General features: G+C 67.1%; 14 protein-coding genes and 1 pseudogene. 10 read left to right on the forward strand and 5 right to left on the reverse strand.

The window, feature by feature from the left end:
* Nucleotides 1-52 precede the first annotated feature (52 nt).
* The 4 genes and pseudogenes from AC5Y5B_RS13090 to AC5Y5B_RS13105 form a co-directional block, all read left to right on the forward strand.
* A pseudogene (locus AC5Y5B_RS13090) lies at nt 53-957 on the forward strand (carbohydrate ABC transporter permease); the annotation flags it as partial.
* A 34-nt stretch (nt 958-991) separates the two neighbouring features.
* Entirely contained in the window at nt 992-1,786 is a 795-nt protein-coding gene (locus AC5Y5B_RS13095; protein ID WP_430917760.1) for a carbohydrate ABC transporter permease, read from the forward strand.
* A 2-nt stretch (nt 1,787-1,788) separates the two neighbouring features.
* Nucleotides 1,789-2,859: an ABC transporter ATP-binding protein gene (locus tag AC5Y5B_RS13100; RefSeq protein ID WP_500005534.1), complete on the forward strand. Its 1,071-nt coding sequence runs from the start codon at nt 1,789-1,791 to the stop codon at nt 2,857-2,859.
* A 22-nt stretch (nt 2,860-2,881) separates the two neighbouring features.
* A complete protein-coding gene (locus AC5Y5B_RS13105; protein WP_112631312.1) occupies nt 2,882-3,847 on the forward strand; it encodes a patatin-like phospholipase family protein in 966 nt (321 codons plus the stop codon).
* Nucleotides 3,848-3,869: 22 nt separating this feature from the next.
* Here the strand turns inward: AC5Y5B_RS13105 and AC5Y5B_RS13110 are convergent, their stop codons facing one another.
* A complete protein-coding gene (locus AC5Y5B_RS13110) occupies nt 3,870-4,157 on the reverse strand; it encodes a DUF3349 domain-containing protein (protein WP_112631314.1) in 288 nt (95 codons plus the stop codon).
* A 220-nt stretch (nt 4,158-4,377) separates the two neighbouring features.
* Here AC5Y5B_RS13110 and AC5Y5B_RS13115 point away from each other — a divergent pair, with 220 nt between their 5' ends.
* The 5 genes from AC5Y5B_RS13115 to AC5Y5B_RS13135 all read left to right on the forward strand — a co-directional run bounded on the left by AC5Y5B_RS13115 (nt 4,378) and on the right by AC5Y5B_RS13135 (nt 10,430).
* A complete protein-coding gene (locus AC5Y5B_RS13115; RefSeq protein WP_112631542.1) occupies nt 4,378-5,211 on the forward strand; it encodes a DUF3097 domain-containing protein in 834 nt (277 codons plus the stop codon).
* Between the two features lie 84 nt (nt 5,212-5,295).
* Nucleotides 5,296-6,903, forward strand: coding sequence for an iron uptake transporter permease EfeU (gene efeU / locus AC5Y5B_RS13120; protein ID WP_112631316.1), 1,608 nt, complete (start codon nt 5,296-5,298; stop codon nt 6,901-6,903).
* Nucleotides 6,863-8,116, forward strand: a complete 1,254-nt coding sequence (gene efeO, locus AC5Y5B_RS13125; RefSeq protein WP_289176294.1) for an iron uptake system protein EfeO — start codon at nt 6,863-6,865, stop codon at nt 8,114-8,116. The genes efeU and efeO overlap by 41 nt, the downstream gene beginning before the upstream one ends.
* 2 nt (nt 8,117-8,118) lie before the next feature.
* Complete coding sequence (gene efeB / locus AC5Y5B_RS13130; RefSeq protein ID WP_500005535.1) at nt 8,119-9,435, forward strand: iron uptake transporter deferrochelatase/peroxidase subunit; 1,317 nt, start codon at nt 8,119-8,121, stop codon at nt 9,433-9,435.
* Nucleotides 9,436-9,542: 107 nt separating this feature from the next.
* Nucleotides 9,543-10,430 (forward strand): universal stress protein, encoded by an 888-nt coding sequence (locus AC5Y5B_RS13135; RefSeq protein ID WP_112631320.1) that lies wholly within the window; start codon nt 9,543-9,545, stop codon nt 10,428-10,430.
* Between the two features lie 6 nt (nt 10,431-10,436).
* Here the strand turns inward: AC5Y5B_RS13135 and AC5Y5B_RS13140 are convergent, their stop codons facing one another.
* The gene (locus AC5Y5B_RS13140) at nt 10,437-11,777 is read right to left on the reverse strand and encodes an acyltransferase family protein (protein WP_500005536.1); all 1,341 of its coding nucleotides are present in this window, start codon (nt 11,775-11,777) and stop codon (nt 10,437-10,439) included.
* 69 nt (nt 11,778-11,846) lie between these two features.
* Here AC5Y5B_RS13140 and AC5Y5B_RS13145 point away from each other — a divergent pair, with 69 nt between their 5' ends.
* The gene (locus tag AC5Y5B_RS13145) at nt 11,847-12,818 is read left to right on the forward strand and encodes an aldo/keto reductase (protein ID WP_500005537.1); all 972 of its coding nucleotides are present in this window, start codon (nt 11,847-11,849) and stop codon (nt 12,816-12,818) included.
* 9 nt (nt 12,819-12,827) lie between these two features.
* Here AC5Y5B_RS13145 and AC5Y5B_RS13150 read toward each other — a convergent pair whose 3' ends face one another.
* From AC5Y5B_RS13150 to AC5Y5B_RS13160, 3 genes are all read right to left on the reverse strand, one after another.
* Nucleotides 12,828-13,928: an NAD-dependent epimerase/dehydratase family protein gene (locus tag AC5Y5B_RS13150; protein WP_500005538.1), complete on the reverse strand. Its 1,101-nt coding sequence runs from the start codon at nt 13,926-13,928 to the stop codon at nt 12,828-12,830.
* Between the two features lie 7 nt (nt 13,929-13,935).
* Nucleotides 13,936-14,454, reverse strand: a complete 519-nt coding sequence (locus AC5Y5B_RS13155; protein ID WP_112631328.1) for a nuclear transport factor 2 family protein — start codon at nt 14,452-14,454, stop codon at nt 13,936-13,938.
* A 62-nt stretch (nt 14,455-14,516) separates the two neighbouring features.
* Nucleotides 14,517-15,323, reverse strand: a complete 807-nt coding sequence (locus tag AC5Y5B_RS13160) for an acyl-CoA thioesterase (protein ID WP_500005539.1) — start codon at nt 15,321-15,323, stop codon at nt 14,517-14,519.
* Nucleotides 15,324-15,378: the final 55 nt, after the last annotated feature.

The raw sequence follows: 15,378 nt of genomic DNA on the forward strand, positions 1-15,378 counted from the left end.
GAGGCGACCGGCGCAACCGCAGCGGCGGGCAGGGCGGCGTCGAAGACCCCGCAGAACCCGAGCCCGTGGCGCCGACACGCATGGGCGGGTCGGTTGTTCGTCGCACCCAACATGGTGGCGGTCGCGGTGTTCATGCTCTTCCCGCTCGGTTTCTCGCTGTATATGAGCGTCCAGCGCTGGGACGTGTTCACCCCGCCGAAATTCGTGGGGCTGAAGAACTTCGGCGACTTGTTCACCTCGGATCCGCTCTTCTTGATCGCGATCCGCAACACGGTTATCTTCACCGTCGGAACGGTCGTGCCGACGGTGCTGATCAGCCTGGCCGTCGCCGGGGTGCTGAACCAGAAGGTCAGGGGCATCGGCGTCTTCCGGACGATTGTCTTTCTGCCACTGGCGATCTCATCGGTCGTGATGGCGGTGGTATGGCAGTTCGTGTTCAACACCGATAACGGCTTGCTCAACATCATGCTCGGCTGGGTCGGACTCGGGCCGGTCCCGTGGCTGGTCGAGCCGCGCTGGGCCATGGCCTCGCTGTGCATCGTCAGCGTCTGGCGCAGTGTGCCCTTCGCGGCCGTCGTCCTGCTGGCCGCGATGCAAGGCGTCCCGGGGACGGTCTACGAGGCGGCCAAGATCGACGGGGCCAGCGAGATAAGGCAATTCGTCTCCATCACCGTTCCGTTGATCCGAGGGTCGATCTCGTTTGTCGTCATCATCTCGGTCATCCACGCCTTCCAGGCATTCGACATGGTGTACGTGCTCACCGGCCCCAGCGGCGGGCCGGAGTCGGCGACCTACGTCCTGGGCATCATGCTGTTCCAGCACGCGTTCTCGTTCCTCGAATTCGGATATGCCTCCGCGCTGGCGTGGGTGATGTTCGCGGTCTTGCTGGTGCTGACCGTCGTGCAGTTGCGAGTCAGCCATCGACGATCTTTGGAGAATTCGCGTGGGCTTAAGTGAGGGTGTCATCAAGCGCACCGCGGTGCGCGGTGCCATGGTGTATGGCGCCTTGCTCGCCGTCGCCTGGTGCGCGCTGTTCCCGATCGCATGGGCCGTGTCGGGTTCGCTGAAAACCGAGGGCGAGGTCAGCGAACCCACGCTGTTGCCGGCGCACCCGCGGTGGTCCAACTACACCGAGGTGTTCGCGTTGATGCCGTTCGGGCGAATGTTTTTCAACACCGTGTTGTACGCGGGCTGTGTCACGGCGGGGCATGTGTTCTTTTGCTCGCTGGCCGGATACGCCTTCGCGCGGCTGGATTTCCGTGGCCGCGACGCGCTGTTCGTCGTCTACCTCGGCACATTGATGGTGCCCCTGACGGTCACGGTGATCCCGCAATTCCTGGTGATGCGGACCCTGGGCTGGGTCGACACCCCCTGGGCGATGATCGTGCCGGGTTTCTTCGGCAGCGCATTCGGCACGTACCTGATGCGGCAGTTCTTCCGCACCCTGCCCACCGATCTCGAGGAGGCCGCGATACTCGACGGTTGTTCCCCGTGGCAGGTCTATTGGCGAATCCTGTTGCCGCATGCCAGGCCGGCCGTGATGGTGCTGGCGGTACTCACCTGGGTCAACGTCTGGAACGATTTCTTGTGGCCGTTGCTGATGATTCAGCGCAACAGCCTGGCCACCCTGACCCTGGGCCTGGTCCGGATGAAGGGCGAGTATGTTGCCCGGTGGCCGGTTCTGATGGCAACCTCGATGCTCATCATGCTGCCCCTGGTCATCATCTACGCGATCGCGCAACGCTCGTTCGTCCGCGGGATCGCGGTCACGGGTATGGGCGGCTAGCCGTGGCTTCGGTGACTTTCGAGCGGGCGACCCGCCGCTACCCCGGAGCGGATCGCCCCGCCCTGGACAACCTGGACCTCGACGTCGCCGACGGCGAGTTCGTCGTTTTGGTGGGACCGTCCGGGTGCGGCAAGACGACCTCGCTGCGGATGGTGGCCGGGCTGGAAGCCGTGGACTCCGGGCACATCCGGATCGGCGAGCGCGACGTCACCCACCTCGATCCCAAGGATCGCGACGTTGCGATGGTCTTTCAGAACTACGCGCTCTACCCGCACATGACGGTGGCCCAGAACATGGGATTCGCCATGAAGATCGCCAAGACGCCGAAGGCCCAGATCCGGGAGCGGGTGCTGGACGCGGCGAAATTGCTTGACCTGCAACCCTATCTCGATCGCAAGCCGAAAGACCTGTCCGGCGGACAACGCCAACGAGTCGCGATGGGGCGTGCGATCGTGCGCCGGCCGCACGTGTTCCTGATGGACGAGCCGCTGTCGAACCTCGACGCCAAACTGCGGGTCCAGACGCGCAATCAGATCGCCGCACTGCAACGGCGGCTGGGTACCACCACCGTCTACGTCACCCACGACCAGGTCGAGGCGATGACGATGGGCGACCGCGTCGCCGTCCTGCGCGACGGCGTGCTGCAACAGTTCGCACCGCCCCGCGAGCTCTACCGAAACCCGGACAATGTCTTCGTGGCGGGCTTCATCGGATCCCCGGCGATGAACCTGTTCACCCTTCCCGTCGTGGATTCCGCTGTGTCGCTGGGTGATTGGCCCATCGCCTTGCCCCGTGAAGTTGCCGGCGCCGCGGGTGAGGTCGTGGTGGGGGTACGCCCCGAACATTTCGAGCTGGGTGGCCTCGGTGTCGAGATGGAGGTGGACGTGGTGGAGGAGCTGGGGGCGGACGCCTACCTGTATGGGCGAATCACCGGCTCCGCCAAGGTGATCGATGCGCCCATCGTCGCGCGGGCCGACGGGCGAAACCCCCCGCAGAAGGGCAGCCGGGTGCGCCTGCACCCGGTGCCCGGACACCTGCACTTCTTCGGCGTGGAGGGCAGCCGAATTTGTTGATCGATCCGGACAGGGGGTTGCGGTGAGCACAGACCGTGCCGACTTGGTGTGCGAGGGCGGTGGCGTCCGTGGGATCGGCCTGGTCGGGGCGGTGAATGCGCTCGCCCAGGCCGGCTACCGATTTCCGCGTGTCGCGGGAAGCAGCGCGGGTGCGATCGTCGCCTCGCTGGTCGCCGCCCTGCAGGTGGCCGGTGAGCCGTTGAGCCGGCTCGCCGACATCATGCGCGCGATCGACTATCGAAAGTTCCTTGACCGCAACTGGATCGGGCGGATACCGCTGATCGGCGGGGCATTGTCGTTGCTGACGTCAGACGGTGTCTATCGCGGGGCGTATCTCGAGCAGTTGCTCGCGGGGCTGCTCCGCGATCTGGGCGTGAAGACCTTCGGCGATCTGCGCACGGGCGAAGAGCCCACACAGTTCGCGTGGTCGCTCGTCGTGACGGCCAGCGACCTGTCGCGGCGCCGGCTGGTCCGGATTCCCTGGGATCTCGGTTCCTATGGCATCGACCCCGACGACTTCCCGGTCGCACGCGCGGTGCACGCGTCGTCGGCCATTCCGTATGTGTTCGAGCCCGTTCGGGTCGGCGGCGCGACGTGGGTGGACGGCGGGTTGTTGTCGGACTTTCCGGTCGAGCTGTTCGACCGGCCCGATGCGCAACCGCGTTGGCCCACCTTCGGGATTCGATTGTCCGCGCGTCCCGGCATCCCGCCCACCCATCCGGTCCATGGGCCGGTGTCGTTGGGGCTTGCGGCGATAGAGACCCTGGTGAGCAATCAGGACAACGCCTACATCGATGACCCGTGCACCGTCCGGCGCACCATCTTCGTGCCGGCCGACGAGGTCAGCCCGATCGACTTCAACATCACCGCCGCGCAACGCGAAGCCCTCTACGAGCGAGGATTGCAAGCGGGTCAACAGTTTTTGCAGACCTGGAACTACGCCGATTATCTGAAGGCCTGTGGCGCCCCGGTGCGCAAATCACCGTGACGGCAAAATCGTTCGGCGCCGCTTAACCGCGCGAGCAGCGCAGCGCATGAACGCGACGCTGCACACGCGAGACGTCGTCGGGGGAGGGCAGCTGGTTGGTGATCCGGGTGACCTCGACGCCGATATCGATGGAACTGATCGGCCAGAGCCGACGCGCGATGAGATCCCTTGCGATGGCGGTGATGTCGTCGTCACAGAGCCGTCGGCGCGTCAACGCCACCAGCGGCACGTACCCGGTGACGGGCATGCCGGACGGGTAGCCGGCGCGCACGAAAGCCACAATGCTTGTCACCCAGTGCGACAGGTCCATACGTCCACCTCGCTAACCGCCGCAAGTTGCGCATACGCGGCAGTGCTTGCCATGGCTAGCAACGTACCATCAGCGATGCCATCAGCTGAGTAACGCCACACAGTTAAACGCATTTTTTACGGACGGCACCGCGGCATCCGGGCAGTGATTTCGCTGACGATTCGCCGGCCATGGCGCGCCGTAACGGCGTTTGGCCGCAAGGCTTTCTAGGATGGCCGGCGTGGTGGATCGCTATGGAACCGATGTGCTGGCCGGGGGTCGACGCAAGCCCCGCTCGACGGAGCATCCTGCCGAACCGGGCCTGGTGGTCGAGGACGCCCAAACCGGATACGTCGGCGCGGTGGTGCGCGTCGAATACGGTCGGGTGGATCTGGAAGACCGGCGCGGTCATGTGCGCGGATTTCCTTTGGGCCCAGGCTATTTGCTAGAGGGGCGTCCCGTCATCCTCACCGCGCCGCGCCGGCCCGCGCCGACCGCCGCGAACAGGACAGCATCCGGTTCGGTCGCGGTATCGGGTGTTCGCGCCCGCGTCGCCCGGGCCAGCCGAATTTACGTCGAGGGCCGCCACGACGCCGAGCTCATCGCCCAGGTGTGGGGTGAGGACCTGCGGATCGAAGGTGTCGTCGTCGAGCAACTCGGCGGCGTCGACGATCTGGTGGACATTGTCGCCGAGTTCGCGCCCGGCCCCGGGCGTCGGCTCGGTGTGCTCGTCGACCACCTCGTCGCGCGTTCCAAGGAGGCGCGGATCGCCGAGGCGGTGCGGCGCGGCCCGGGCGGCACCGACACACTGGTCGTCGGCCATCCCTACGTCGACATCTGGCAGGCCGTCAAGCCGCAGCGGCTGGGCCTGCGCGCCTGGCCGCAGGTGCCGCGGCAGGTGGAGTGGAAGCACGGCGTATGCCAGGCCCTGGGCCTGCCGCACGGCGATCAGGCCGACATCGCCAGGGCCTGGCGCCACATCCGCTCACGCGTGCGCGACTGGAACGATCTGGAACCGGCGCTGATCAGTCGGGTCGAGGAACTCATCGACTTCGTGACCGCGCCGGCCTCCTGACCCGGCGGACCAGGGCGAATAGCCCTCGCTTGGTTAGGCTACGCTAAGCCGAAGGTCTCGATCGGCGGGACAGAAACTAGGCGTATGCAGGGCGTATTCGGCGTATTCATCGGCACCTTTCTCATCGGTCTCCGTGAGGGCCTAGAGGCGTCGCTCATCGTGAGCATCGTCGGTGCGTTTCTCAAGCGGAACGGCCAAACGGTCCGTCCGATGTTTGTCGGCGTCGGCTTGGCCGTGCTGCTCAGCGTCGGCGTGGGCGTGGGCCTGGACCTGTTCGCCGCCAGTCTGCCGCAGGCCCAGCAAGAGATGATGGAGACCGTCATCAACGCCATCGCGGTGGTGTTCGTGACGTCGATGATCATCTGGATGAACGGCAACGCCGCCCAGCTCAAGGGGGAACTCGAGCGGGAGGCCCGTCAGGCGGTCAACCGCGGCGGTGCGTTCGCGCTGGCGGCCATGGCTTTCCTCGCCGTCCTCAAGGAGGGCTTCGAGACGTCGGTGTTCTTGCTGGCGGCCGCCCAGACGTCGCACGGCAACCGGTGGTTCGCCGTGCTGGGCGGCGCGGTAGGCATCGCGACGTCGGTCGGGCTCGGCGTGGGCCTGTACTACGGCGGGCTGCGAATCAATCTCGGCCGGTTCTTCCGGGTCACCGGCGTGTTCCTGGTGCTGATCGCCGCCGGCCTGGTGCTGGGCGCGCTGCGCACCGCGCACGAGGCGGGCTGGGTGACCATCGGCCAGCAACAGGTGCTGGATCTGTCTGGCTGGATACCCCCCAATTCGGTGCTGGGCGCGGTGACGACCGGCGTGTTCGGCATCCCCGCCGACCCTCGCCTCATCGAGGTGCTGGGCTGGCTGCTGTACGCCGTGCCGGTACTCGCCATCTTCCTGTGGCCCGCCCGGCTCGTCGCCGCGCCGCGAGCGCGCGGCCGGCTGCTGGCGGCGACGTCGGTGGTGCTGATCATCCTCGGCGCGGGGCTGGCGATCATGACGCCGGCCAACCCGTCGCCGAGCCTGCGGGCCCGCACCGCCACCGACCGCTCGGGCCACACTGTCGTGGTGTCGATGGCGACCGGGCCACACGGGCGCGAGCTGACCATCGCCCCCCAGGGCAGTTCGGCCGTCCACAGCATCGTGCTTGTCCCGGCGGATGACCGAACGGTGGACGGCTTGCCCGTGCAGGTATGGCAGGCTTCCGAAGCTGCCGGGGCCGATGGTGCGCCCGAAGTCTCGCTGGATCAGTTGCTGAGCATGACAGGCGGCCGGTTGCCGGTCGGTCTCGCGGTGGGCCGCACGCCGGGCCCGTTTCAGGGTCAATGGTCGACGACCACCGCGTACACCGTGCTCGCGCGGGGTGATTCCGTGGTGAGCGCGCAAGCCACGAGCAACCGGACCGCGATCTTGACCGGCGGCGGCTTGACGGGGGCCAAGACCGTCAGTCTCGGCGGGTTGGCGACCGACTGGTCCACCTCGAGTGCCGAGGACCACTCGACCGCGGCCGAGATCGCCGCGAGCGACCGCGAGCGCGGGGAGCGGCAGCTCTGGAATGTCTGGCTGCCGTTGGTAATAGCGGGTTTTGCATTGGCGTGCGCGCTGTCAGCGATAGCCTCGGTGCGCGTGCACCGCAGGCAAACCGACGAGAGGAAATTCATAGATGGGGAGTCGCATCGCCCTGGCAGCGTGCCGGTCTCGTGAATTCTTGCTGACCACAACGGTTCTTGTCGCGGCGACGGCGTTGTCCGCGACCGCATGCGGACACTCGGGTGACACCGCCAACCATGCTCAGCAGCCGAAACCGGGCGGTACCAATGCGGTCAAGGTCACCATGGCCAACGACGGCGGCAAGGACGGCTGCGCCCTGGACACCACCAGCGTGCCCGCCGGGCCGGTGACCTTCACGGTCGCCAACACCAACGCGCCCGGCATCAACGAGGTCGAATTGCTCAGGGATCAGCGGATCGTCGGCGAGAAGGAGAACCTCGCGCCGGGCCTGGACCCGGTGTCGTTCACGGTTTCGCTGGACGGCGGTGCCTACCAGCTCTATTGCCCGGGTGCCAGCACCGAATACCAGACCCTGACGGTGACCGGTAATGCGCCCGCGACACCTACCGGCACCGTGGCCAGCATCCTGAGCCAGGGGACCAAGGACTACGCCGCCTACATCATCAACCAGATCGGTCAGCTCAACGACGGCGTGAAGGCACTCGATGCCGCCGTGCAGTCGGGCAACGTCGAGGGCGCGAAGGCGGCCTACGCCAAGGCCCGGTTGTTCTGGGAGCGTTCGGAGTCCACCGTCGAGGGCTTCGTGCTGCCGGGCTATGCGGTCGGCGACAACGCCGGCAGCCTGGACTATCTGATCGACATGCGTGAGTCGACACCCGTGGACGCGAAGGTCGGCTGGAAGGGCTTTCACGCCATCGAGCGCGATCTGTGGCAGGGCGGGGCGATCACCGCGGGGACGAAGGCGTTCAGCACCGAATTGGTGGGCAACGTCGGCAAATTGAACGGCATCGTCGCGACCCTGCAGTACAAGCCCGAGGATCTGGCCAACGGCGCCAGCGATCTGATCGAAGAGATTCAGAACACCAAGATCACCGGCGAGGAGGAGGCGTTCAGTCACATTGACCTGGTGGACTTTTCGGGCAACGTGGAAGGAGCGCAGCAGGCGTACGCCTCACTGCGGCCGGGCCTGGAAAAGATCGATGCCAACCTGGTCCGCCAGATCGATCAGCAGTTCCACAGCGTGCTGACCACCCTGGACGGGTATCGCGACCCGGCCGCACTCGGCGGCTACAAGACCTACACCCCCGCGCTGAAGGCCACCGACGCGCCGAAGCTGACCGCGGTGATCCAGCCGCTGCACCAGAGCCTGTCCACCGTCGCCCAAAAAGTCGTGACGGCCGGCTGATCGTGACCGACGACATCACCCCACCTTCCGACGGCGGCCCGAACGACGCTGGGGCGCAGGCGGACTCCGCCGCGGTGTCGCGCCGGCGCGCGCTCGGCGGCGCCATGCTGGCCGGGCTCGGCGGTGCCGCCCTCGGTGCCGTCGGTGGCGGCTTCGCCGGTCACGCCATGGCGGCGGCACAACGTGGTGACGACGATGACACCGTCGACCTGCGGCACAGCTACCCGTTCTACGGCCAGCCGCACCAGGGCGGAATCGATACGCCCCCACAGCGTTACGCCATGTTCATGTCGTTCTCGCTGACCGACGGCGCGGGCCGGAGGGAGCTGCAGACCCTCTTGGCGCGCTGGTCGGCCGCCGCCGCGATCCTGCAGCAGGGTAAGCCGGTCGGGACGGTGCAGCCCCAGGTCGAGGTGCAGCCTCCCGCCGACACCGGCGAGGCCTACGGGCTGAGCCCGGCCAGCCTCACCGTCACCATCGGGCTGGGCCCGTCGCTGTTCGGCGATCGGTTCGGACTTGCCGCCCGGCGACCCGCCGTGTTCACCGACCTGCCGCCGCTGAACGGGGACAACCTGGATCCACGCCTGCATGGCGGCGACCTTTCCGTGCAGGCGTGCGCCGACGATCCCCAGGTCTGCTATCACGCGGTCCGCAACCTGGCCCGGCTCGGCCGCAACATCGTCTCACCGTTCTGGGCGGTGCTCGGGTTCGGTCGAGCCTCCGCCGGACCGGGCCAGCACACACCGCGAAACCTGTTGGGATTCAAGGACGGAACCCGCAACATCGCCACCAGCGCCGAATACAACAAGTTCGTCTGGGTGACCGACAGCGACCAGCCCTGGATGAACGGGGGGACCTACCAGGTCGTCCGCAAGATCCGGATGTTGATGGAGACCTGGGATGTCGACCGGATCGGCAATCAGCAGCGAATCTTCGGGCGCACCAAAGAGGAAGGGGCTCCGCTGAGCGGCAAGCGTGAATTCGACACGCCGGACTTCGCCGCCAAGGGCCCCGACGGCAACCCGCTCATCGATCCGATGTCTCACGTCGGCCTCGCCGCCCGGGAAAACAATGACGGCATCATGATCCGCCGACGGTCCTACAACTACACCGACGGCCTGGACGCCAACGGCCAACTCAACGCCGGTCTGCTTTTCGTCTCGTATCAAAATGATCCGCAAGATTTTATTCGGCTGCAGAACCGCCTGGGCGCCCACGACCTGCTCAACGAATACATCCGCCATATCGGATCAGCAATCTTCGCGGTGCCGGCCGCGCCCGCTGAAGGCCACTACATCGGCCAAAGCCTGTTCAGCTGAGCATATCTCGTGATCGGCGGGACCTCTGGCCCGACGGTTGAGGACTAAAGCCTCACGATCGGGACGGCCTCCTCGGATAGCGTGGTTCACGATGGAGGGAGAACGTAATGTCCACATCCGCCAAAGAACTCGGTATCGTCGTTGCCGTCGACGGTTCGCCGGCGTCTAGTGCCGCCGCGGGCTGGGCCGCCCGGGAAGCGGCGATGAGAAACATTCCGCTGACCGTCGTGCACGCGGTGTCGACGCCTACCGCGACGTTTCCGCCGGTTCCGTATCCCGAGTCGCTGGTGACGAGCCTGGAAGACGAAGGCAAGAAGGCGATCATGCATGCGACGAAGGTCGCCGAAGAGGCGATGCCGGGGGACCGCAAGGTGTCCATCGGCAAGAAGCTGGTGTACTCGGCGCCGGTATCGGCCTTGCTGAAGATGGCAGACACGGCCGAGATGGTCGTCGTGGGCAGCTCCGGCCACGGGTTGTTGGCCCGCGGTCTGCTCGGGTCGGTGAGCTCGACCGTGGTGCGGCACGCCAATTGCCCGGTCGCGGTCGTACGGGACGAAGAATCGCCGGACCGGCGGCATGCCCCCGTCCTCCTGGGCACGGATGGCTCTCCGGCGTCCGAGCTCGCGACCGAAATCGCCTTCGACGAAGCGTCGCGTCGCGGTGTGGATCTGGTCGCTATCCACGCCTGGAGTGACGCCGCCGTCGTCGAAGTCTTCGAAATCGATTGGCCGGCGGTCGAAGGCGAAGCGCAACGCAGCCTCGCCGAGAGCCTGGCGGGGTGGCAGGAACGCTATCCCGACGTCACCGTCCATCGGTTCATCGCTCAGGACCGGGCGGCGCGCCACCTCATCGACAAGTCGGAAACCGCGCAGCTCGTGGTCGTCGGCAGCCACGGCCGGGGCGGCCTGAGCAGGCTGCTGTTGGGTTCGGTCAGCAACGCGGTCCTGCATTCGGTCCGGATCCCGATCATCGTCGCGCGCCCGCCCGCGGCATAAGGCGATTCACCCGATCGTGCCGGACCGTGGCCGATCCGATCGCCCGACAGCCGCCACCCGCGCCGCGGGGCGAAGCGCCGCCAGCAGCGCGCCGGCGGCGAAGATCACCGCGGTCAGCCACGGAAAGCGCCCGTCGGGGGCGAAGCCCTCGGCGGCAATCAGGGATAGGGCGTAGGCCGCCATCGCGGCGCCGGCCAGCATCACCGGTTCCACCGAGCGCTCGGTGAGTGGCACACCGAGGAGGGGCAACGGGGCAGCGAAAAGCCTTCGCGCCCAGAACAAGAGCACAATCTCGACCGCCGTCACGACACTCAGGACGACCACCCATTCCAGGCGGGCCAGCCACCAGTCCGCGCTGCCTTCGGGTGGCTGGGGCAAAAGGCCGGCCGGGTAACCGACGACCGCCACGATGACGACGGGGATCATGTGCCACAAGTACAGGGCCATGATGTTGTTGTTGGCGATGGACAGGGCGCGCTCGACCCGCACGGCGCGCAGCCCACGGTTGAGGCCCGGCGTCAATCCCATCGCAAGTCCGGTTTGGGCGCACCCGAACGCCAGCAGCGCCACCGTCGGGGGTGTCGTGTTGTCGATGGTCTGTCCGGGAACACCGATCATGCTGATCGGATACACCTTCAGCCACACCAGCAGCGCCAAGGCCACCGACGAGACACCGGCCAGCAGCCACGGCCTGCGGCCGGCCAACGACCCACCGTGCCAAGCGATCCCAAGTTGATACAGGGTGCCCCAGCCCAGCAGATAGTTCACCCAGTTGAGGTAGGGCACGTGGCCGGCGATTCGCGCGACATCCACCGCCGCGACGGCCAGCGCGAGAGCACCCGGTACCAACAATCCCCAACGGCGTTGTGCGGCAATCGCAATCGGCGTCAGCGACACGACCACCAGATAGACGGCCAGGAACCACAGGTGCATTGCCACCGCCCAACCGGCGTATTCGAGCACCGAGCCGGCCACACCGCAGGCGCCCAGGACAACCACCACCACCGACACCAGCGCCACGTAGGCCGCGGTTGGCCCGAGCACGCGGGCCACCCGGTGCTGGATCCAGGTTCGACGCGACAGGCCCTCGTCGTCGTGCCGGTGCGTCCAGGACACGGCGCCGGCGTAGCCGGCAACCAGGAAGAACGCCGGAACGGCCTGGAAGGGCCAGGTCAGCCATTGGGTCCAGGGCAGGTCGACGAGCGGGTTCTGCCGGCCGAACTGCCCGTCGCGGTAGGTCACGGATCCGGCCAGCCAGTGTCCCAGCACGATGAGCACCACGCCCGATACCCGGAAGTAGTCGACCGCCAGGTTGCGCGCCGGCCGTGAGGTGTTTGCGTGGCCCATCAGATCGGGGGAAGCTCGACGCGGTGCACAGCGCCACGCTACCGTCCCCGACCGATCAGGAGATAGGCCATGAAACAGGCACGGCTCGGTGAGCTGCAGGTCGGACGTCTTGGGCTCGGGGCGATGGGCATGTCGGTGGCCTACGCGGTCGGCGGATTCGACGACGCCGAATCCATCCGCACCGTCCATCGCGCCACCGACCTGGGCGTCACCCTGATCGACACGGCCGAGGTCTACGGCCCGTATGTCAACGAGGAACTGCTGGCCCGCGCGCTGCAGGGCCGGCGCGACCAGGTTGTCCTGGCAACCAAATTCGGTCTGATCTCGCACACCGGCCGCCAAGGCCTGGACAGCAGCCCCGCCAATATCCGTATCGCCGTGGATGGTTCGCTGCAGCGGTTAGCGACCGATCACATCGACCTGTACTACCAGCACCGCCTCGACCGCCAGACACCGATCGAAGAGACCGTCGGCGCGCTGGCCGAGCTGGTCGCCGCGGGGAAGATCCGGCACATCGGCCTGTCGGAAGTCGGGGTCGACACCATTCGTCGCGCGCACGCGGTGCACCCGATTACGGCGGTGCAGTCGGAGTACTCACTGTGGACGCGCGATCAAGAAGACGAGATCCTGCCGGTGTTGCGCGAGTTGGGCATCGGGTTCGTCGCCTACTCGCCGCTGGGCCGCGGCTTTCTCACCGGCGCGATCCGTTCCACCCGGGAGCTGCCCGAGGGCGACTACCGCAAGACGAACCCGCGGTTCTTCGACGACAACTTCGAGCACAACCTACGGTGCGCCGACGAGGTGCGCGATATCAGCGCGGACGTCGGCGCCACGCCGGCTCAGGTCGCGTTGGCCTGGTTGCTGGCGAAAGGCCCTGACATCGTGCCCATTCCGGGCACCAAACGCGTGACCCGCCTGGAAGAAAACGTCGGGGCGGACGCGATCGAGCTGACCGCCGATCAACTGGCCAGACTCGATCGGCTCACCCCGCCCGAGGGCGGCCATCACGCCGAGGCGCAAATGGCGTGGATCGATCGGTAGGGGCCGACACTAGTCGACGCTGGCCAATGCCGCTGCGCCGTAGGTCTTTTCGATCAGCGACCACGGGTCGGCGTACGGACCGCGTCCCTCCAGCCGGCGCTGCAGAATCAAAACGGCCCGCAGCACCGGGCGTAGCGCAGGGCCGAGCAGCCGCAGCACGACCCGCAGGGGGCCCTGCGATTCGGCCAGCCAGTCCAGCGTCTGGCTCCAGTCGTGCTCCTGGAAGTCCAGCAGCGCTTGTGCCTCGGTGGTGTCATACCAGCCGGTGAAACTCCAGCCGCGGTCGTCGGCCGGGTCACCGGGCAGGCCGGCCGAGGGGCCGAGCGGTCCCAGGCCGGCCGCGCTCATCAGGTCGTCCTGCAGGCCGTGCTGTAGCAGCACGTACGTTTCGTTGCCGCCGATGAGCAGGGCCTTGCCGGAAATGGTGTCCTTGCGGTCGACGCCGTTGGCGAACGCCAGCGCCACGTCACGCGCGTCCACCGCATGAATTCGGTTGTCGCTGGGCATCGAACGCATCAGGGTGAGGTAGTCGCCGTTTATGGCCGCCTGCGTGTCGGGCGAGATGACGCCGGCGAGTCGATAGAGCGCGTAGGGCAGGCCACTGCCACGGATCGCCGCCTCGGCGAGAACTTTGTCCTGCCCGTACTGGTCGATCGGGTTCACGGGTGTGTCCGGGGTGATCCGCTCGGGCTGACGGTAGGGGTTGCGCGAGCCGTACACCGCGGCGCTGGACGCCATGAGGAACAGCGGCGGGCGGGGGAGCGCGGCGCAGGCGGCCAAGAGGTTCTCGGTGCCACCGACATTGACCCGCCGCGCCAGTTCGGGATTGCGGTAGGACGGTGGGGACACGATGGCGGCCAGGTGGACGACGGCCCCGGGCTCATGGGCGGCGATGAGAGCGTGGACCGCCTCGGCGTCCAGTAGGTCGGTGTACGCAGGAATCAACGTCCCCGGGTGCGCGCCGGCCGCGATTTCTTTTTCGATGGCGACCGTGTTGTCGTTACGCAGATCCATCGCGACGACGGTTCTGCCGCGTTCCAGCAGGATCTGCGTACAACGCTTACCGACTTGCCCGAAGGCGCCGGTGACCAGAACGGTGTCAACTGTCATGGGCGCGTCACCGATCCATCACCCGTCCGGCGATGTTGCCGATCGCCGTGCGGAGCCGGGGAGAGACGAAGATCGAGAAGAACGGCGTCACGATGTCCTCGCGGAGTCGAGTTAGCTTGGAGCTCTTGATAAGCCACTGGCCGGCGATGTTCTCATAGGTTTCGTGGTAGTGGCCGTAGCCGACCAAGGTTACCCCGGGGCCGAATCGGACGACGTCTTGCAGCGCCCAGATGCCACGCGCGGTCGTCGCCGAAGTGAGCTCGATTTCGGGTGTGTGCACCTGGTGCGCCGTGGGCTGTGTCGGGCGGCCGAGGGCCCGCCGGGTGAACGCCACGAACTCGTCGGCGCCGGCGATCACCTTGCCCCCGGCTTCGGAGGTGTCGCTGACGAAGTCATCGGCGAAAATCGTGCGCCACGCCGCCCAGTCCTTGGTGTCCAGGTAGCGGCAGTAGCGCGCCTTGAGCTGCTTGATCGACTCGATCGCCGGCAGCGTCTCGACGACCAGGCCCTCGGCTCGTTCCGTCATTGCCACTCGATCCCTTCCGCAAGCGCCCACGCGTGACGTTTCACTGGCGAAGTGTAAACCCGTCAGCCCTTGAAGTAGACGATCTGATGGGTGGTCGCCAGCAGCCCGCCCTGCCGGGTCCACAGTTGCGCGCTTTGGTCGAAATAACCGCGCGAGAAACGGTTGGCGTGGGCGGTGGCCAGCACGAAGTCGCCCTCGACGGCGTCGAGTTGAGGCTGGTCGGCGTGGAAATACGTGGTCAGCGAGATGGTCCCGGACGGGATGAAACGGCCGCGGCGCAAGAACACCCGCGGGTAGAAGATGTCGCACAGCGCGGCGAGCGCCGGGTAGTCGACCGGGCGTCCCGCGCGGTCGCGCACCCACAGCGTGGAGGTCGACGAGGGGTCGGGGTCGCCGTCTTTGCCGGGCATCGCGCCTTCGACGTAGCGCATGTCGTAGAGGCGGGTCCAGCGGACGAGGCCCGGATCGAGGGAGGGCAATTGCTCGGGCGGCGGCGCGCTCGGCGGGTGGCTCTCGGTGTCGGCCCAGCTGTCGCGGCGGAGCGCGAAGAGGGCGGTGGCCGTCGTCTTGACCACGCCGTCCTGGCTCAGTTCGACGATCCAGTGCTGATTGGTGCGGTTGGTCCGCGCAGCCCGCAGCGTGAGGTCGAAGTCGCCGTCCGCGATGGGCGCGGCGTAATTGACGGTCAGGGCCAGCGGTTCCCCGATGCGGTCCGGGTGGGTTTCGACGGCGCGCAGCATGGCGGCGGCCGTGATCCCGCCGAACGGTCCGACCATGTTGGCCCACTCCGGGTGCGTGCGCCCGCGCCTGAGGTCGGTGCCGATCCGGTCGAACTGGAGGGCGCCGTCGAAGGGGTGTGTGTCGGTCATAGTGATCGACCGCAGATTACTGGCGGACGGCGCCGGCGCTGGATACGGGGTCTCG

Source organism: Mycobacterium sp. NGS33 (genome assembly GCF_059812885.1).